The following is an 18849-nucleotide window of genomic DNA, read 5'->3' on the forward strand; positions in this document are numbered from 1 at the left end:
AAAGGGTTAACCCTGAGCGAAACCAAAGGGTTAACCCTGAGCGAAACCAAAGGGTTAACCCTGAGCGAAACCAAAGGGTTAACCCTGAGCGAAACCAAAGGGTTAACCCTGAGCGAAACCAAAGGGTTAACCCTGAGCGAAGCCGAAGGGTTGACTCCCCTACAGGCCGCTCCCCTTCCCTGTCTCGATAGCGGTAACGATTGTCTCCGTACCCTCACCGAAGCGGCGATCGAACGTTCCCCTGAATTGCAGACCCTCGACGAACGCATCGCCTTGATTGATCGCCGGTTACAGTTGGCTGGACAACGTATCGACCAGGCCAACGCCCGACAATGGACGAGTTATCTCACCACCGACCCGATCGCCATTCTGCAAAATCTGTTTGGGGGTGGTCAGGTACAACAACAGAGGATGGCCATCACCGACCTCGAAATCAGGGCGGCCGACCTAGAGGCGGCCAAGGCTGAATTGGAACGTCAACGGGCTGCCAAACGCTCTCAACTGGGAGAACAGGTCTTAACGCTGGTGATCGCCTACGAAACCGCCGGCGATCGAGAACGGGCGGTATTAGCCCAACTGTCCAATCACGACCTCTTGACCAGGATTACCGAGATTGATTACCGTCTGGGCGGTTCATCCACCGAAACCTATCTAACAAGAATCGCCCAACGAGAACAGTTAGAGATTCAGTGGAACCGTTACCGTCTCGAACGGGAAACCGCCAAACGACAACTTCTATCCTTGACGGGGTTTTCCCACCCCCCTTATCAAGGGGGGCAGGGGGGATCGAAACTACTGGGGAAACTACCGGGTAATGGGTTGATATTGTGAAATTGTGAATTTTTGTGGAGAAGTGCGGTCAGAACTAGAAATCTTAGCTAGTCTTAAAGTATTAAGTAAAAACTACTAATGGAATGGGAGAGCGAGCCTATCAATCTTGAACACCTAAATCCTACCTAGTTTTTGAGAGGAGAAAGAATTATGTCAGTACAAACAACCATCGAATTTAAGACATCGGCTCAACGAAGCTGCTACGAGAAAGTAGCGAAGTGGCTACAAGAGATTTTTGGAGAGATGGGGTTTCCCGATCCAGAATCTCCACGCTTCTTAATTCCTGGAGGTTCTGCTGTAACTAATGTGTTTGTGGGTCCTTGGGGAGATGATGACGCGACTGTCTGCGTAAGAGCTTATGTTGTCATGGGTGCAGAATTGACCTCTGATTTAATGTATTTCCTGTTAAATGAAAACGCTGATATGCTATTTGGGGCTTTTGGATTGGATAAGGATGGTGACATCTTCTTCGATCACACTATTGTTGGCGGACATCTTGACAAGGAAACACTTAAAGCATCAGTAAAAGCAGTTATGCAAATTGCTGATGAATACGACGATCAAATTGTTGCCCGTTGGGGAGGTAAGCGAGCAAGAGATTAGACCTGTCTTGAAAATAGGAGTCAGGAGTGTTCTTTTCTTCCCTTAAATCCGCTTTTTAGCTAATTAGGGCTTGCTGAATAATGGTAAAACCCTTTTAAAATAAAGCTTTTGACCTGTTAAAGTCCGATGTTAGTGCCAGAAAATAGGATTGGGACTTTCAAAAACCTTGCATTATCCTTCTTGTAGTACATCGCTTGGTACAAAAAACAAGGGCAACAAAGCCTGAAACTCCTGACTCCTGACTCCTAACCCCAGGAAAAACTTTTTCAGCAGACCCTAATTACTACAACGGTGCTGAATAAAATAAGGTGATGCCAGAGGAAAAAGCTGGGGAAGCAGAAACAGATTTTTCCCCAGGAGAGCAGAGTCTTCTATACCTACGCCCCAGCTATTCTCTCATCTAACAGTCAAACCAATATAAGGGAGGCAGGATATGGAGACGATTGAGCAATTGGAAACCCTAACCGAGTGTGAAGATTACTTGCAGTTTGTTGAGAAACTCATTGAGCAATTAAACATAGATGGCTTTAAGCGGGTTGAGATCCGGCAGCAGATTAAGCGTATCCGACAAAGGTATAATGATCCGAACCTTTATTTAGCAGTTGTTGGGGAGTTTTCTAGCGGCAAGAGTACCTTTATTAATGCCTTGCTCCGAGATGAATTGTTAAAAACATCAAATCTAGTGACAACGGCTGCTGCTACTAGGATAAGTCATGGTAGCGAACTAGAAGTAGAAGTGGGATTCAAAGATACTCGGAAGCCAAAAATCAAGATTGACAGTAAGAATAAAAATATCTCTGTTGTATGGTTGCCTGGCGTTAAAGAGATTAATATTCGCAAATTCATTGAGCTAGTCACATCCAGCGAAGAAGTAACTAAGCACATACAGGATGTTGCAATTACTCATCCATCTCTCGCCGACGACATTGTTATCATTGATACACCGGGATTCAATCCTGGTAGTAATGCGGAACATAAAAAGATCACGCTTCAAGTTGTCGAAAACGAAGCAGATGCAGCAGTCATCACAATTTCCTCTCAGAAACCCCTTACAGACCATCTCATTCAGTTTCTAGAAAGCACTTTACGTCCATACCTTCATCGCTGTGTGTTCGTAGTCACTCGAATGGATGATATAAGAGAGATTGATCAACAGAGTGGAATAATTGAATACATTAGAGAACGTCTCAAAACAGAACTTGGGATTGAACAACCAACTATCTTTTCTTCTGCTGCTCAGATTATTATTGACGAAATTAACGGAGAGAGAATACGCAAAAATCTCTATCACTGGAAAGATGAGTTTCTTGAACTAGAGGCTGCACTTTGGAAACGTCTTCAAGTTGAGCGTTCTCTAAGCATTGCCGAAAAACTGCTGCGCCTGTTAACTCAGCTATTAGAGCAGGTTGAAACTCCCCTTAAAGAAGAATGGAATCACTATCAAATAAAACAAGCTGCCATTGAAGGTGAGACAATCCAAGATTTAGAATCCTTTACGTCTGAGCAGCATAAAGTTTGCCACTCTAGGCTTGAGGAAGCCATATCTAAAACCAGAAATAAGATTGATGATTGTATCGCTCAGCATCGAGACAAAACTATCTCTAAGATACGTAGTGCCATCTCTGGTTCTGATGATTGGGGAACCCTCAATGACGCTATTGAGAATAAAGCCGAAATAATCCTGAAAGCTAGTCAAGAATCACTGCAAAACGAGATTCAAATTGAAATTGGCAAGCTATCACAGGCTGTTGTAGATATAAATCGGCATTTTGATCGCAAATTCTCTGAAGCCTACCGCCGCCTCCAATCTCTTGGAGGAAGGCTAGAAGTAAGCTCAGTATCTACTCATAAAAGTTTCCAAATGAATACATCTCAGGCACTCGATTCAACCCGCTCACTTCACCACGAATTGAATGAAGGAGATGGCAATTTAGCCCTTGGTGGGGCTGGTTTAGGTGCAGTAATTGGAACAATACTTTTACCCGGTATAGGAACTGTTATAGGAGGCTTTTTAGGAGGAGTATTAACGTCTCTTTTTGGCTCACTCGATAAGCGCAAGGAGCAAATTTGGGACAAATTACGACCTAATCTTTATAGTTATTTTGGCACTGTGGAGAAACAGGCGGAGCAAGTCTTAGATACCTATGCACGGGATGTTAGATCTGCTGTGGATCGTCGAATTGACTCCTACATCGCCCAGTACAAAACAATCGTCGAGAGGATGCAGAGTGAACAGCAAGCAGAATTACAACGACTTAATCGTTTACAGCACGAGGTGCAGGGTGATTTGTCAGAGATTAAACGCAGACGCGATGCCCTTATCGTGCAACAGCAGCGACTAGCGAAAATCATAGTCTAGGAATGGGAGGAATACTGTGTTTGATGACATCTTTGCCAATGTTCGTGACTGGCTGGGTTTAGAGGTTCACCCTGAAACCGACATATCTTCTATATCTTCAGTCGAACCTGAAAACGTTCTTTACAGTGGAGCAGATATAGAGAGCAATTATAGCGGGGATATGGATGTTGCTAACTTGTCTGCTGAAGGAGAAGAACAGTCATTTTGGATGGTAGAAAAAGAATCATTAAATGACTACCGTTATGTTTCTAGTTATTCCTCACCTGATGAAAATGTTCAAGGATATGGATTGGCTAGTGACTTTTGGAACATGAACAGTATGGAATGTTATGTTCCAGAGACAGATTGGAATCCGTCTCAATTTGATGGGTTTGGCGATCCAATTCAGGAGGCTCAATTCTGGCATGAGCAGACATCTCCCACTTCTTGCGCCTTGGTAGCCCAAACCAACATTTATGAATCTATCACTGGAGAACATCTCTCGGAAGATGAGATATGTAGGATTGCTGAAGCCAACTGCTGGTATAGCTGTGAAAGTGGAACTCCTCTCTCATCTGTTGGTAATATCTTGAATGCTCTTGGTGTCCCTACAGAACAAAGGTATGAGGCAACGCTTGTGGACGTTGCTGAGGCTTTGGAGCGAGGTAACAAGGTAATTGTCGGCTTGGATGCTAATGAAATATGGACTCCCTTGAGAGATGCCACAACTGATGAGCCGATTGAGCAGTCAGATGCAGGTCACGCAGTCTGGGTTACTGGAATTGACCAAGAGCCAGATGGCTCTGTAAAAATCATTCTTAACGACAGTGGAAATCCCGACGGTCAAATGAATGCTGTGGATGCTAAGGACTTCCTGAATGCCTGGTATGATTTTGGTAATTTTTTGGCGATTGCCTATCCACCTGTTCCTCGAGTCCTCGTTTAGAAGGAGTTCCTTATGGCTATTGATCGAGATTTACTTCAAAGACTCTCTGCTCAACCAATAACAGAGCCTAGTGGTGTCGAGGGATTAGTTAGGAGTATCCATCGCGCCCCTGTTCTTCGCGACTGGGTTACACTTGAGTCCGTTGCTTTGGCACCAGTACCAGCCAAGCGAGGCAGACAATGGGGTATTATGACACTTCTTTCTGTTCCAACAAGACTTGAGGACAATTTGGAAGGATTGATAGCTCCTTGGGGGGCTGTGGAATGGATCTGGCCAGAGAAAACCGTCGTCCAAACAATAGACCTGCGCTTTCGGGAGGACACAGCATTGCTTCGCCAATCTGGTACAATTCCCGCACGTCCTGCCACTTTAAAGGCAACGCTGACGGCGAGGGAACGTACTCAACGAGAAAAGGCACTATTTCACGCAATTGACCAACTCATTTCAAATCCTGCCAGCGATGAAGCCAACCTAGCTTCTCTAGCTAGTCACTACGCTGGACTTTTACCAACTGAGATTTATCCTTATTATTGGGCTTTGATTCCTGAAAGCAAGACATGGCTATATGCCGATGGATTGACTCCTGCATTAACCTCTCCTGAACCGGAGATGTCGATGCAGAATGATACAGTCGAGCAAGCCACTGAACAGTCCGTTGAGGCAAAAACAGAGACATATGTGCCATTGCCCTCCCCCATCGATCTGACCGAGCGAATAGGTACTTGGCTGCGCCAAGCTCTGAATCTCGCCAAGTCATTTTCTCTAAGTGATGTTGTTGCTGAACTACAGGGTCTGAATGCACGTCGGTCTTTACCAGGTTTTCGGCTGGCATTCGTTGGGGAATTTAGTCGCGGTAAGAGCCATTTGCTCAACCAGTTGTTGAGTCAGCGTCTTCTACCAGAGGGCGTTACTCCGACAACGGCAACTCTTACATCAATCATTGCTGGCTCGGAAAACTGTATGGAAGTGAAGTTTTCTCAGGCACATAAAGAAGTACGCCCCGTGCAGGAATCATCATGGAATGACCTTTTGGGAACTAACCAAGCAGGCACGACCCAGGAAGTATTGGCAGAAGTTCGTTTGACTTTAGCTCATCCCTGGTTGCAAATTAATGATATGGAGTTGATTGATACTCCAGGGGTAGGAGACCCCAATAGCCGCCGTGCTGCACTGGTATTAGATCTGCTGAGTCAGTGTGATGCGGCGGTACTTGTCATCAGCGCAACATCTCCCTTGAGCATGACGGAATCTGCTTTTTTGGAGCAAGAGGTAATTGGACGGCACATCCCTCGCATTATCGTTGTCGTCTCCAAACTCGATCTACTTCCTGGCGAAGATCGTTCCAGGGTACTCGCTTTTGTTCGGGAGCGAGTAGCGCAAATCTCGACAGCCATCCCTGTTTTGCCCTCTTACCCGGTTGATAGTGCGATGATGGAAGCTGAGGTACTCGAAGTGGTACGGACTCAGATCCAAAAAATGGTGGTCAAAGGACAGCGCCGTGCGTGGCGCAGCCGACAAGTGGCACAACAGCTTAGCGACTATCTTAGCCATTTAATGGAAACGGGTGAGATAGCGATCGCTAATGCCCGTCTGAGTGCGGCAGAACGGGAACAGGAGCGACGAAAAGTACAGGCATCGCTGCAAGAAGCGGAAATTCATTGGGAAGGCATCGAGATTGAATTAGAGCGACGACGTTTACAAAGTGAGCGAAAATTAAGAGAAAAAATTCTCAACGCCACAACGGAGATGAGAGAAACTCTTGCCTTTGATCTCAGTAAAACATCCGATTCTAAGTCTTGGTGGGAACTTGATTTGCCTTTTCGCCTGCGCCGCGAGTTGATCGCCCTCGGTCGTCAAACAGAAAACTTTTTAATGATGGCAATTGCTCAGAATTTTGAGTGGCTTCAGATCGAGGTCGAACGATCCTTCAAGACTAAAATCAACATGAATCCTAATGGAGTCTCAATTGATAAAAATCAACCTATCGAGATTATTCCTAATTTACGTGAATTATCGCTAACTAATATTCGCCATTATCGGCTTTTTACCCGACTTGGAGGTGGTGTTGCTATAATTGGTGGCTATCTTCTCAGCGGACCGGTTGGAATCGCTGCCAGTATTGGGGCAGGAATTGTCGGCGAACAAATTCTCAATAAAAAGCTAGAAGAACAGCGTCAACTGTTAGCTGAAGAATTGGAGCGCAGCATTGACCGAACTATCGATGAATACTGTAATCGTATAGATGCTCGTCTCCGTCAGATTTATCATCAACTGATCGAAGAAACAAAAGCTGAGCAAGCTGCTTGGTTTTCTGTTAGGAATGCTGCTTTAAAAGTTAACATTCAAGGAACAGACGAATCAGCTTGGCAGCAAATGATTGATGAAGCCTCTATGTTAAGAAAAGAGATTCTCGCAGATTTAAACAAGTAGCATATATCCAACGAAATGAAAGGAGAAAAGACATGACAGTTCAAGATCAAGGCTATGATAACATCAAACTTAAGCTACAGACTCTTGCTTCTCTGATTTCACGCCAGCTAGCAGTTTCTCATGCTCTGGATATGACGGAAGTAGAGACTCCGCTAAACGAATTGAAAACCCGTGTCCTTACAGATAGATTCAAGCTTTTTGTGATGGGTGAGTTTAATGCAGGAAAAAGCACGTTTATCAATGCGCTATTGCAACAAGAAATATTACCTACAGATGTAAGGCCGTTAACGGCCATCATTAATGAAATAAAATGGGGCGAAAAAAAGAAGGCTATAATTCACTATAGAAAATCCAAGAATAGCCCTGTCAAGCCACCACAAGATATCCTTGTAGAAAAAATCAATGAATATGTTGCTGTAGATTACGAGGAACATAAATCCAAAGGCAAGAAAAATGCTCAACAACAGATTTATGAGAGTCCCTACGAAAAATTAGAACTTTTCTGGCCTCTTGAATTGTGCCAACATGGGGTAGAACTAATTGATTCACCAGGACTCAATGCCAACAAAACTCATCAAGATATAACGGAGAATTACTTATCTAATGTTGATGCTGTTTTGTTCGTATTATCATGCCTAGAATTAGCTTCAGAAACGGAAATTAAAACAATTAATAATACTCTGAGAGCTAATGGCTACGAGGATATTTTCTTTATCTGCAATCGGATAGATCAGGTGCGTGACAAGGAACGAGAGGGTCTAAGGCGTTATGGAATTGACAATCTAGCACCACTTACTAATGGTGGCGAAAAATATATTTTTTTCATCAGTGCTTTAGATGCTTTAGAAGGATACATCGGCAACGATAGAGATCTAATTGAACAGTCGGGGATACAGCGACTTGAAGAAGCTTTGCAGTATTTTCTTGTCACCATCAAAGGTCGTGTAAAAATCCTTCAGCCAGCTAAACAGCTGAAGGTGTTTGTTCGTAAAGCAAGGGAGATTATTCCGCTACGAAAAAAAATGTTTCAAACTCCCTTGGAGGAACTAAAGAAAAGGGAGGAAGCCAGTAAAAAAACTCGAGAGCAGCTTGAAAAGACTCGCCAAAATATAGTCCAGAGAGTATCTAATTTTCGTGAGGATATCCGAGAACTTGTCAAGAGCAAAGTACGCCATTTTTACGAAGACTTAGCACAAAAGATTGACTTCTGGATAGAAGAATACGAAATTCAAGAACCTGTTAATCTTTTCTCAGGAGATGTTTTTAAACTGCAATCTGCTATAGAAAGAGTCGTTGAGGAAATAACTCATCATCTTTCTGAAAAAATTGAAGATGAGTTTACTGATTGGCAAACAACAGAACTACAACCATTCTTTTCCAATAGGCTAGAAGATCTACTAAGAGAAATTGATGAAAAGGCAGGAAAGTTCTTATCTCAAGTAGAAAAAGCACGTCTCGATCTAATAGGAGGTTCCCCATCTGGCTCATCTTTTAATGTAGATGAAGTAGAGCATAAAATTTCTCCGCTTGAGCGAATCCTATCCGCTGCTAGTGGGTGGTTATTAATGGATTTTGCTTCGGGTGCAATTGGATTAACCTTTGGCTACAAGGAGATGCTCAAAAGTCTCATTCCACAGTTAATTATAGGTGTAGGATCTATATTGCTGGTTGGTTTCAATCCATGGGTTTTGATTCCTGCTCTTCTGAGTGGAGGTTTGATTCAAGGGTTGCTCAAAGTTAACGCAACCAACGACAAGATTAAAAGGAAGGTTAGCCAAGAATATGTGAACAAGATGCGAGAATCAGCCTTCGCTCAGTCTGATGAGATTGCAAAGACTGTAGCCGCAAAAATTAGTGAACTTCAAGAAGCTATAAACAAAGGACTGGGGCAAGAAATTCAAGGGCTTAGTAATCAGGGTAGTTCAATCTCAAAGGAGAAAGAAGAGAAAGAATTTGATGTCCAACAAAAACTTCAGGAATTAGAGTCAATCGAAGAGAAGTTAAATGGGATTGAAAGCGATCTTGATGAACTGATAATACAGGTAGCAATACCATGACATAAAAATTTAGGCATTGCAGCTACTCTAATCTTCACTTGATATGTAACGCTTTCAATAATTGTCGTATGCTACCCCTCTTAAGGAAGCAAGGGATTGTTATCATCCCCAATGGAAAGAATAGCTCGCAGGCGATTAATTAAGCCAAGCAGTCCACTGTCCTTAATCTGTTGGCGCAAACTCCAAGACCGATAGCTCGTGTTCGCGCCACCGTAAAGATTGCTCAGCAAGATAACCCCACGCTTAACAATATCTTTATCCGATGCATTGAAAGCGGAATGATTGGCAAGCCACCCTTCAGCCCAACGCACCAACTCTAGCAGGCTATCGGTTTGGAGCGACCCCACTGTCAGATTAGAATGGTAACAGCCCAAGCGATGGAGCGGTTTAGTACTCATAAAATAGCCTGGAAACCAAACGACCCGACCTCGCTTCAAACCATAGAGCATGTAGCCAGGTTGAGTGGTTTGCCCTTTAAAATCCAAGGCTGTTTCGCCTGCTGGATGGGCAACGTTGGTTCGCCAAGCTGGATTCCAGCTTGCCAATCCCTCACAGGCAAGGTGAATCTCAGGCTCCAATATGGCAATTTGAGCGGCTAGCGGATCGTCCAATAGCTGGATCTGTTGTTGAAAGCGATTGCGCAATCGCTCTAAATCGAGACCGCCACCCCGAATGATCGTTGCCACTGTAAACGGCTCACATAGACGACTTTCCAGATCATCGGGACTGTTTATAACGAGATTAGTCAAGTAATCAAGGGTTTTAACCGCCAATCCTTTAAAAGTCAACGGATGAGGAGACATTGTTCCATTACTCCATCGAATCTGCTTAAATTCAGTCTGGTTCATAACGTCAAATGCAGCGTCAACCATATCGTACAGCGGCAGAGGTTGACTCAACGTGGCTCGCAACACAACAGCAACGCCGTGAAGGTACAAGTAGCCCTCAACTGCGACATGGACAGGGAGAGGAGACACCGCCAATACTTTAGCCGGTGACGCGATGCGGAAAGGAACTCTAAACGCCCATGCAACTTCACCACTCACTCCGTCGAGCTTTCTCTTTCCCAGGTAATTCTCCCAAAAATGATGGCGTTTGAACCAAGGAATTGTGAGTTCCCCCGGGTTCAATCGCATCTGCTCACCCGGAGCCATTTTGCGTATGCGTTCTGCTACTTCAGAACGCAGTCTATCAAATTGATTGCGATAGTTGATCTGTTGCCCTAAAAAGGCATAGTTGGCACTGTTCGGGACAAATGTGGAAAAAACTTGCATTTGACTCAACGAAAATCGCAACTCTTGAATGTCGATGTTCATTGCTTATGGGGTAAATATAGAGTAATATTAAGGTAACTCATTTGGGTGAAATGATATCTGCCGATATCGGTCGCGCCACGTTAGTGGATGCGCGTGCGTTGTTTCTATCGTGGGTTCGATTCCCACCAGCCTCATCCTATGCGAGGCTGTAGGGTCAGTTAGGTTCAATGTGCTGAATTTACCCTACCCGTAGCCTAAAGAGGCTACTCATCTACCCATTCATCAAAAAAATCTTCCCCTGCTTGACCTTTCCATCCTTCTGGACCGAGGATTCGGGTCGGACTGTCATACCTCCATGTGAGTTGAACTTTTCGTTCTTTTTTATCTTTTTGTTTGCTATCCTCCTCGATCAGTTTTGCCAGATCTTTGAACGTGCCTTCGTCTTTGAGTTTATTAAAGCGATCCAAATATTCCTGACCTGCTTTATCAGTCATCTTAAAGCGAATCGGCGAAATTATCCATACTTGTTTGGAGTCTTTGGGATCCTCACACGCTACATAATATCTTTTCCCATTATGGGTGATTGGAGGAAGTATCAAATTCTGATCAGGTATGGCTTGCCCTAGTTTTTGTAATACTGACTCTACGCTATCTCCTCTGGCAGGCGTTCTTTTAATGAGTTCCTTGTCCTGTTGGATATGTCTGTCTCGCTCCCGCTGTTCTTGCCAACGATCCCACCCAAAACGACATACTACAACGATAACCCGTGCTAAAAAACCAATTAGCAAAGAGAAAATCCAAATATTGAAGATATCTTGAAGTCCGTAGGCGACCAATAAGTTGCGTGAGTCTCCCAACCAACCCGATAAGGTTGGATACATTAGCGTCAGAAAGAGCGACAGGGGAATGGCAATAATCAAAAAAGTCGGTTTCAGAATATCGAGTGTTTCCTGGAAATTCTCATTCGGAGTTGATCGATTCCAAAGAGATTTATAGACCAACAAGATTAATACTCCTGGTATGAGAAAAAAGAGGGGGATTCCCATCAGTTTAAGAATTTCCGATTCGCCCACAATATTGGCATCAAATTGATGGGTCGCAATGAGTGTTCCAGTTCGCAGCTGATGGCGTTCTTCCCACGATAGCGCTATGTCAAACATTACCAATTCCCGTCCAGCTTGAACTGCATTTTGTGCTTTGGCTTGAAACGAAAAAATTTGAGATGATTGGGGGGCTAAGGGAATCGGTTGGAACGGGGCAGAAGAGATGGCGGTTTGGGAATTATCCAGTAGTTTCAGTTCTAGAAAGTTGGGCTGGTGATGTTTTAAACCCTCAATTTGAATTGGTATATTGGAAAGGTTGGTAACAATTAAATACAAAAAGTTATCACGTTGTTCTTGAAGTAGGTTCAACGTTGTTTCTATGCGAGCAGAGGCAATTTTTTTCAGTGACGTGAAGGAATAAGCTTGAAGGGTAAGGGGAGCTAAGGCATCTCTCGCAATTATTTGACCCTTTGAACCTCTATACCGATAGCTCAGCCGAAAATAGGTTGTGCGAGTGATTGACTCTCGATCAGATCGGGTTACAGTAAATCGCCAAGCCTTTTCTCCATCGGGTTCAAGAGGTGAGCGACTCGAAGTTTCAATAGGTTCGATAGTAATCAGGATTGCAGCAGCATCGATGGAGGTAAGGGTGAGGTCAGTCAATATCTCAGCAGACTGGTTGTGCGCGACGACTAGCCCAGTCACCTTCTCGCCGGGAGCCAATTGAATGGGAGATGGGATAATGTCAAGGACGACACGATCTCCTGTTGCCCCAAAAATAGTCCCATGGGAAAGCAACACGATCCCCAGCGTTGCCAGCCATAGCAAGGCGTTGCGGATGAGGATTTTTTTCGATGTTTCCATTAGAGATACTAATTAAGCAGTCTATAAAATGATATGTATGCTAATTTACATCCTGCATACTATCCAAAGCCCGTTGCGATTGCCCCATCCCTCCGTTCCTTCCTCCGCCGCCATTCCTCCATCTCCTCGGCAGCATCCTCTTCAAGCCAGGCGATCTGCTCTGGCGTAATGCCGCTGTCAAGCAATTTCTGCGCAATTCGGGTCGGATGCTCCCGTCTGAAAAATAAAGCCGCGTGAAAGATTCAAGATACAACACCGGGCAAAATCTCTATAACTGGTGTGATGCCTCTTCTATGGTAGCCCCGCCGTGCAATTGCGTTGGGGTGCGAGGAGAGACTGGTGTTAACAGAGGAATTATCTTGGAGATTCCCCCCATGAACGAAGAAACCCCTACCAGACGGACCATTATATCATTTTCCAAAAGTGATGACAGACTTAGTTGATTATTCCAAAGCGCAATTCCGCTCTCGGACAGGAATTGCGCTTTTAGATGTTAGTCACGACTATTGAAAATTGGTATTATCGACCACAAAGAATTGCGGGTGTACCAACTGGCATTCAATGCTGCCATGACCATCTTCGACCTAACCACTAATTTCCCCGCAGAAGAACGCTACGCCCTCTCCGACCATATCCGCCGTTCTTCCCGCTCCATCTGCGCTAACCTCGCTGAAGCTTGGAGGAAACGGCGCTACGAAGCAGCCTTTCTTGGCAAACTCAGCGACTGCGAGGCGGAAGCCGCTGAAACCCAAACCTGGCTCGATTTCGCCATTAATTGCCAGTACATCTCCCCAGAAAAGGGCGAACAACTCTACATGACTGACCTACAACTCAGAGATATCATTTTTCATCTGGGGGAGTATCAAGATATTCTGGGATTAAAACAGCAGTGATCGCCCTGTAACAGGTTGGTTATCAACATTGTGATAGTTTTAACGCTCGTTCTAGCAACCATAACTTTTTTCGATTAAATTAGCGACTTTTTGAAGATAATATTCTCTCAACTGGGTCAAAAACGGATATATCCTTCCAAAAACTCCAATAACTTTTCTTCCCAAGTATTCAGGTAGGGACGTTTCAAAGAACCCAACGTTTCTAGAATAGCCCTCACCGTCTCCTCTTCCCCTAACGACCGGAGATGAACCAGACGATCGCTCAGTTGTTGCATCTTTTGCCGGTGGTCGGGGGAATACTGCAAATCCCTTAAATTCTCCTCTCTAACGGTATATTCACCGTTCCAAGCCCGCACCAGACAGGAAAATTCTCTTACCTCGATCACGATACACCAACAACCACCCAGACCCCGTAAATCTGGGTTATCCTTGATCAGGATTTCGCAAACATCACCGACCCGGTAGGGTATGGGAATTTTGGTTCGCTCCCGGATGCGCTGTACAATATCCTTGACGATGCGACCGGACGGGACTTTACCACCAGCAGCTTCTACCGCCTGCTGCCACACTTCTCTCTGTTGGTCTGGTTCTAGTTGGATCAAAGGGCGCACTTGTCTTTCATTCGTCGGCAGAACTTCCACCAATGGTGGAACTTTATCGCTAGAGTCACCCAAAAGTTCCACCATTGGTGGAACTTTTGCTAAAAGATTGTCAACCACACTGGTAGCCTCGATCAGTTGGTACGAGCGCGACTGTTTCATCCCGAATCGGTCTTGAACGTACTCCTCAAAAGTCTTGTGGGTAGAACGGTACAGTCGTCTATCCCGCAGTTCCTTCAAGGCTGTTCCCGCCTCATAGAAAGCCCTTTCTACCTTGCGTTCCCAGAACAGACGTTGACGTTCCTCTTCTGGTGTCAGGTCATCGACCACCTCTACCCGTACCGATTGCGGGGGAAATAGATCCAGTTCTAAGTTGACCGCCCCTTCCGGTTCGGGTGGCAGCCGTTTACGGTTCTTTTTAGCCCAATCATCCAGCCACACCCGGGGCGAGGCGAACTTGGTGGTGGCCTTAACGGGAATATCGAGGACAAAACCGTTCGCACTGACGGTGCGCTTGGCACTAAAAGAATTGTACTCAAAACGCCACTCTAACCCGTAGGCCGTCCAGATTTGCGGAGAGCGAGACCAGATGCTCACGCCGTTACCTCCCGACTACATGACTATTTACAGTCGCAAAGTTTGTTTTTTTCAACCAGTGATATTAATATTATAAGTGATAGAATAGACGATAACAATAGTTTTTCTGAGAGGTTGTGGACGTGGTGAAACAGAAGAAAACGGTGATGATTCCCGTCGAGATGGTCGAGACTATCTCATGGTCGGAGGAGGCGGGATTGAAGTTAAAGGAGATTCGGGAGGGACAGGGACTATCTCGTAATAAGTTGGTAAATAAGATTAGGGATGCCGGTCGGGACATCTCTCCCCAGCACATCCAAAAGTTGGAGACTGGTTTCAAGGCAATAACGGCAGAAACTCAGACGGCCAAGAGTGTCGGCACGGCTACCCTCCGAGCGATTCTCGACGCTTTGGATTACCCGCTCGATCAGTTCCTCACTGAAATCGGTCACAAGTAAACCTTCTGAGTGCCTTTTTAATCCCCGAACCAAACCGACAATAACTTCCGAAATTCTCTTGCTTCCAATTGAAGCCTTTTTTTTAGGGACTATACTGGATTTATTCCTTGGTTCTGCATACCCTTCAACTATTCCAGCTTTTTGTCCCCTCGATTCGGTATTTATTTTTTATTCTTAACCCCTCGGAGATGAAAAATTATGCAAAAAGCCGCCTCCTTACCCGATCGCTACCGAATAGGAAAAACCCAGTTTTACGAACGCCGTCAGCACCTGATCCGCTTGGGTTACGCCATGGAAGCCGAGAAACACGGTCGAAACAGCTACTACAGTGATGAGCAGGTGCAAATATTCGATGACCTAAACACCCACTATCGGAAATGGGGTACTCTCGAAGGTTTTCCGAGTGCTACCCCCGAAATCGCTGATAAACAGACCGAAACCGAGAAAAATTCCCCCGTAACTAACGCCCAGACGGGATTAGTTCAGCGAGAGAGTGAAAAAGTCATAAACGATTCCGTCAATGCCGAAGAAATCTTCGTTGATACCAATCCCTTAGAGGATATTCAAGAGGATAATTTTCGTCGCGTGGATGAGGCCGCCCAGTTTGCCGCCGCCCAGAATCTCGTCGCTTTCAACTACCTGACCGTCAACTACATGAAAGAACGCAATTTCAGCGTCCCCGGTCTAAGGTCACAGGTAGAAAAATCTGACCGTGTGGTCGAGGAGTCCCTCGATTCTCTTAAACAATCCCCAGAAGTAATCGCAAAGAAGCTGATCCAACGTACCAAGAAGGAACCAGAACAGATGACCTAACCTTGATCCTACAGGGTGCGATCGATCGAGAACGCCGTCGTCTGTTACATTGGTTTCTGGTCTGTCAGATCACGGGTTTGTTATCTGGTGGGGTCATATCCATTTCTCTTAAAGGCGAACCCCTATCGGGAGTGGGTTGGGGATTGGGCATCGGTAATCTCCATTTCGGGGTGTCCGTCGGTTTTCTATCGAGGAAATAGTCCTCACCCGATAATCACGCTTAAGGTTGCGACCACGCGGTTGCCGTGAGACTTCAGATGTTCGTTTTGTCGAACGTCCGATCACCTCACCCTGTCATATCATCTCCTTACCACCCGGCCCGCTTTCAACAAAATCGGGTATGTCTTCTGGATACGGAAAGTCTTCTGGGATGCTGGCCAACAATCGATCGAGCGTTGGATTGCATGGCTTCTCTGTGAGTTCAACGATTGAATTCTCGTCAAGTCCGAAGCTTTCAGCGATCTTGTGGGGAATTTCGATATCCATGATCTTCTTGTCCGATAAAGTTAGAAAATTAACCTTAAATAATTATTTAATTCAGTTATCGGTCAAATAAGGTTAAATAACTGCAATTTTTACCTTAAGTAATCGCATTTAGACCTTTTTTCTGCACCAGAGACAGCAGTTTTAATGCGGGTCTGGCTGGATGTTTCTCTCCCCGCTCCCATTGACTGACCGAATCTTTGGAGACGTTCAGGTAACGGGCGAAAACGGCTTGACTTACCCCTTTTCTATAATCATTTCTGATAGGACAGTTGCTTTATTCTTGAAAATTCTAGGCTGGTTCTTTCTTTATTATATCTTATCGCTTACTTCTCCTCAACGAAAAGAATGATAAGAATTAAACCGCAAAAGCAAGATTCTGTCAGGGCGTGAAAATTAAGTTTTTAGTCGATGAACTTTTAATTGGGTCGATTTGAATGAATTTGTGATACAATAAAAAGGCTAAAATACTTAATAATTTAGATCATGAATGCGACGACAATTGAAATTGGCACTTTGATTGATCGTTCTCCTAAAATTCGAGGAGGAAGACCAACAATTGCGGGGACAGGAGTGACAGTGCGCCGCCTCGTTTCTTGGTATAAATTAGGGCTGACTCCTGAAGAAATTTTAAACCGGATGGGACATCCCCATTTAGATTTAGCCAAAGTTTATGCGGCTCTAACTTACTATCATGCCAACAGGGAAGAAATTGAAACTGATTTAGCACAAGAAGAAGCTGAGGTGAAACAGTTTGAACAGGAGTGGCTTCAATCTAAGTTAAATAAATAGTCATGCTGGCATTATATTTGGATGAAGACTCGATGGATCAGAGCCTTGTAGCGGCTTTAAGAGCCAGAGGAGTCGATGTGATAACGGCTACAGAAGCAGGAATGTTGGGGCGCTCCGATTCAGAACGATTAGACTATGCTACTGGTCAAGGAAGGTTATTATAGCGTTTCCTGTTCGCAAGAGGCCTGTCGATGGTGAAAAGTTTAATCAGTAAAGGTTTAACTGTGCCACACAGATGTGAGAACCGCTATGTACGGGACAACCAATCCAAAATACCGTTCAATCAAAGACAGAATTTGCTTGTTCCTGTGAATGCCGCTTTCACCCCTAAACGTTTACGATGATGAACAGTAAACCGTACAGGTCAAACACATGAAAAGACTGCTCGGTATTGTCATCTTGATAGTAGCTTGGGGAGGCTTTATCTTTGCCGACCCATCCCTCGCCTTAGATGTAGAGGTAGGTCAGCAAGTACAGCTTAAAGCCACAAATCCTCAAGGTGTTCCTTTGCACGAAAATCCTTTTCCGAGTTTAAAGGGAAGATTACCCGATGGTGTAACGGCCACAGTGACCGCAACCGATAGGGAAAAGCATTGGCTGAAAGTGCAAATTCCCTCCCAACAAGGTTGGATTATAGAAAAATATGTCGCTCAAGTTTTGGAAGATTCGGTTAACCCGCCTCCGAATCCTCCTATAAACCGGTTGCAATTGGCCACCTATAACGTAGAATCACCAAACTTTAATCCCAGAGACACTACCCCCGACAAAGTGTCCGAGGAAATTACAAAGCATCCAGAGGTCATTCTTTGGGGTCTTGAAGAGGTGATGAATCAGGACGACCTCGATCAGTTTACTCAAGCCATGGGTTCAAAATTTACCTCGGTCTTGGGAGAAACGGGCGGTCAAGATAGATTAGCGATCGCTTACGATCAAAGTCAGTTAGAATTAGTGGGTTCTATCAATAATTTATCTGGTTCTGGAGGGTCAAGAAATCCGCTTGTGGGTAAATTTAAACTTCTTGCGAACGGAACCGAATTTTTATTTATGGTCAACCATTTCAACCGTCGTGAAGAGGAAAGAAGAAACCAACAGGCTGATTTTGTCAGAAATTGGAGCAATCAGCAAAGTTTACCGACGATTATAGTGGGAGACTTTAACTTTGATTTTGATCTCGATGAACGAAGAGGTAATACGGCTTTCAATAAACTAAATCAAGACAACATATTAAAGTGGATTCAACCGGATTGTTTAGCTTCTAATAATTGTCTATCCACTCAATGTAATCCAAATTTTAACAGTATCTTAGATGCTGTTTTTGTCGGTGGAACCGCCAAAAATTGGTCGGCGAGTTCTTCTATAGTTCCTTTTGATTGCTCTAAAGATGCCACGGGATTCCCGGATCATCGTATCGTCAAGGCCGAGTTAAAAGTATCTTAGCCGATGACATTCAGGAATTATCGAGCGAATTTGGTTGTTTAACATTTCATAATGTACAAAAAAGGTCGGGGCGAACATTAGCTCACCCCGACCTTTTTCGTCGTAATTATTTGATTAGAACTTAACCATTGATAGCAGGGGCGGTCAGAGCTACGGTAGCTTGTTCACCACTAGCCAAGTTTAAGGGAAAATGGATTCTTTAAATCCTTTTATAACCCCTATTATTCGAGTTCTTGAGGTTCAATAACCAACTTAATTCCCTGAATAATTAATTTGATTTTTTCCCGAGAAAGTCTTCCGATAGACTCTGTTAAAAGACGTTTATCAACCGTGAAAACCTGTGAAACATTAACAACACTGGATTCAGGTAAATTCCCTTCACCCTCATTCAATAAAACATTACCAATAGCTTTTGCTCGTCTCAAATTGG

Annotated in this window: 18 protein-coding genes and 1 pseudogene; 13 read left to right on the forward strand and 6 right to left on the reverse strand. The window is 44.5% G+C overall.

Annotation, left to right across the window (positions count from 1 at the left end; translation table 11 throughout):
- The 6 genes from IM475_RS00195 to IM475_RS00220 all read left to right on the forward strand — a co-directional run.
- Positions 1-831 (forward strand): TolC family protein (locus IM475_RS00195; protein ID WP_287726201.1); only part of this gene is annotated, 831 nt, incomplete at its 5' end.
- Between the two features lie 150 nt (positions 832-981).
- Positions 982-1434, forward strand: a complete 453-nt coding sequence (locus tag IM475_RS00200) for a T3SS (YopN, CesT) and YbjN peptide-binding chaperone 1 (protein WP_287726203.1) — start codon at positions 982-984, stop codon at positions 1432-1434.
- 433 nt (positions 1435-1867) lie between these two features.
- Positions 1868-3793 (forward strand): dynamin family protein, encoded by a 1926-nt coding sequence (locus IM475_RS00205; RefSeq protein ID WP_287726205.1) that lies wholly within the window; start codon positions 1868-1870, stop codon positions 3791-3793.
- A gap of 16 nt (positions 3794-3809) precedes the next feature.
- Positions 3810-4718, forward strand: coding sequence for a C39 family peptidase (locus IM475_RS00210; RefSeq protein WP_287726207.1), 909 nt, complete (start codon positions 3810-3812; stop codon positions 4716-4718).
- 12 nt (positions 4719-4730) lie between these two features.
- Positions 4731-7148 carry a dynamin family protein gene (locus tag IM475_RS00215; protein ID WP_287726209.1) on the forward strand — a complete coding sequence of 806 codons (2418 nt, stop codon included), beginning with the start codon at positions 4731-4733 and terminating at the stop codon, positions 7146-7148.
- Between the two features lie 32 nt (positions 7149-7180).
- Positions 7181-9205: a dynamin family protein gene (locus tag IM475_RS00220; RefSeq protein ID WP_287726211.1), complete on the forward strand. Its 2025-nt coding sequence runs from the start codon at positions 7181-7183 to the stop codon at positions 9203-9205.
- An 80-nt stretch (positions 9206-9285) separates the two neighbouring features.
- On the opposite strand, the gene IM475_RS00225 is transcribed toward IM475_RS00220, so the two are convergent.
- The gene (locus IM475_RS00225) at positions 9286-10521 is read right to left on the reverse strand and encodes a hypothetical protein (protein ID WP_287726213.1); all 1236 of its coding nucleotides are present in this window, start codon (positions 10519-10521) and stop codon (positions 9286-9288) included.
- A gap of 203 nt (positions 10522-10724) precedes the next feature.
- Positions 10725-12368, reverse strand: a complete 1644-nt coding sequence (locus IM475_RS00230; RefSeq protein ID WP_287726216.1) for a hypothetical protein — start codon at positions 12366-12368, stop codon at positions 10725-10727.
- 506 nt (positions 12369-12874) lie between these two features.
- Between IM475_RS00230 and IM475_RS00235 the strand changes: the two genes are divergently transcribed.
- Complete coding sequence (locus tag IM475_RS00235; RefSeq protein ID WP_287726218.1) at positions 12875-13261, forward strand: four helix bundle protein; 387 nt, start codon at positions 12875-12877, stop codon at positions 13259-13261.
- A 116-nt stretch (positions 13262-13377) separates the two neighbouring features.
- Here IM475_RS00235 and IM475_RS00240 read toward each other — a convergent pair whose 3' ends face one another.
- A complete protein-coding gene (locus IM475_RS00240) occupies positions 13378-14457 on the reverse strand; it encodes a hypothetical protein (RefSeq protein WP_287726220.1) in 1080 nt (359 codons plus the stop codon).
- Positions 14458-14573: 116 nt separating this feature from the next.
- On the opposite strand from IM475_RS00240, the gene IM475_RS00245 reads away from it, so the two are divergent.
- From IM475_RS00245 to IM475_RS00255, 3 genes are all read left to right on the forward strand, one after another.
- Positions 14574-14894 carry a helix-turn-helix domain-containing protein gene (locus IM475_RS00245; RefSeq protein ID WP_287726221.1) on the forward strand — a complete coding sequence of 107 codons (321 nt, stop codon included), beginning with the start codon at positions 14574-14576 and terminating at the stop codon, positions 14892-14894.
- Positions 14895-15092: 198 nt separating this feature from the next.
- A complete protein-coding gene (locus tag IM475_RS00250) occupies positions 15093-15707 on the forward strand; it encodes a hypothetical protein (protein ID WP_287726223.1) in 615 nt (204 codons plus the stop codon).
- A gap of 2 nt (positions 15708-15709) precedes the next feature.
- Positions 15710-15907: a hypothetical protein gene (locus tag IM475_RS00255; protein WP_287726224.1), complete on the forward strand. Its 198-nt coding sequence runs from the start codon at positions 15710-15712 to the stop codon at positions 15905-15907.
- Between the two features lie 94 nt (positions 15908-16001).
- On the opposite strand, the gene IM475_RS00260 is transcribed toward IM475_RS00255, so the two are convergent.
- Positions 16002-16193, reverse strand: a complete 192-nt coding sequence (locus IM475_RS00260; protein ID WP_287726227.1) for an AbrB/MazE/SpoVT family DNA-binding domain-containing protein — start codon at positions 16191-16193, stop codon at positions 16002-16004.
- A 94-nt stretch (positions 16194-16287) separates the two neighbouring features.
- Positions 16288-16455, reverse strand: coding sequence for a helix-turn-helix domain-containing protein (locus tag IM475_RS00265; protein WP_287726236.1), 168 nt, complete (start codon positions 16453-16455; stop codon positions 16288-16290).
- Between the two features lie 221 nt (positions 16456-16676).
- Here IM475_RS00265 and IM475_RS00270 point away from each other — a divergent pair, with 221 nt between their 5' ends.
- The 3 genes and pseudogenes from IM475_RS00270 to IM475_RS00280 all read left to right on the forward strand — a co-directional run bounded on the left by IM475_RS00270 (position 16677) and on the right by IM475_RS00280 (position 18419).
- Positions 16677-16982 carry a DUF433 domain-containing protein gene (locus IM475_RS00270; RefSeq protein WP_002749899.1) on the forward strand — a complete coding sequence of 102 codons (306 nt, stop codon included), beginning with the start codon at positions 16677-16679 and terminating at the stop codon, positions 16980-16982.
- A gap of 2 nt (positions 16983-16984) precedes the next feature.
- A pseudogene (locus tag IM475_RS00275) lies at positions 16985-17131 on the forward strand (DUF5615 family PIN-like protein); the annotation flags it as partial.
- 223 nt (positions 17132-17354) lie between these two features.
- Positions 17355-18419 (forward strand): endonuclease/exonuclease/phosphatase family protein, encoded by a 1065-nt coding sequence (locus IM475_RS00280; RefSeq protein ID WP_287726232.1) that lies wholly within the window; start codon positions 17355-17357, stop codon positions 18417-18419.
- A gap of 221 nt (positions 18420-18640) precedes the next feature.
- Here the strand turns inward: IM475_RS00280 and IM475_RS00285 are convergent.
- A partial coding sequence (locus IM475_RS00285; protein WP_287726234.1) for a type II toxin-antitoxin system PemK/MazF family toxin occupies positions 18641-18849 on the reverse strand: 209 nt, incomplete at its 5' end.

The sequence above is a fragment of the Microcystis sp. M061S2 genome, from assembly GCF_020245605.1.
Taxonomy (GTDB): domain Bacteria; phylum Cyanobacteriota; class Cyanobacteriia; order Cyanobacteriales; family Microcystaceae; genus Microcystis.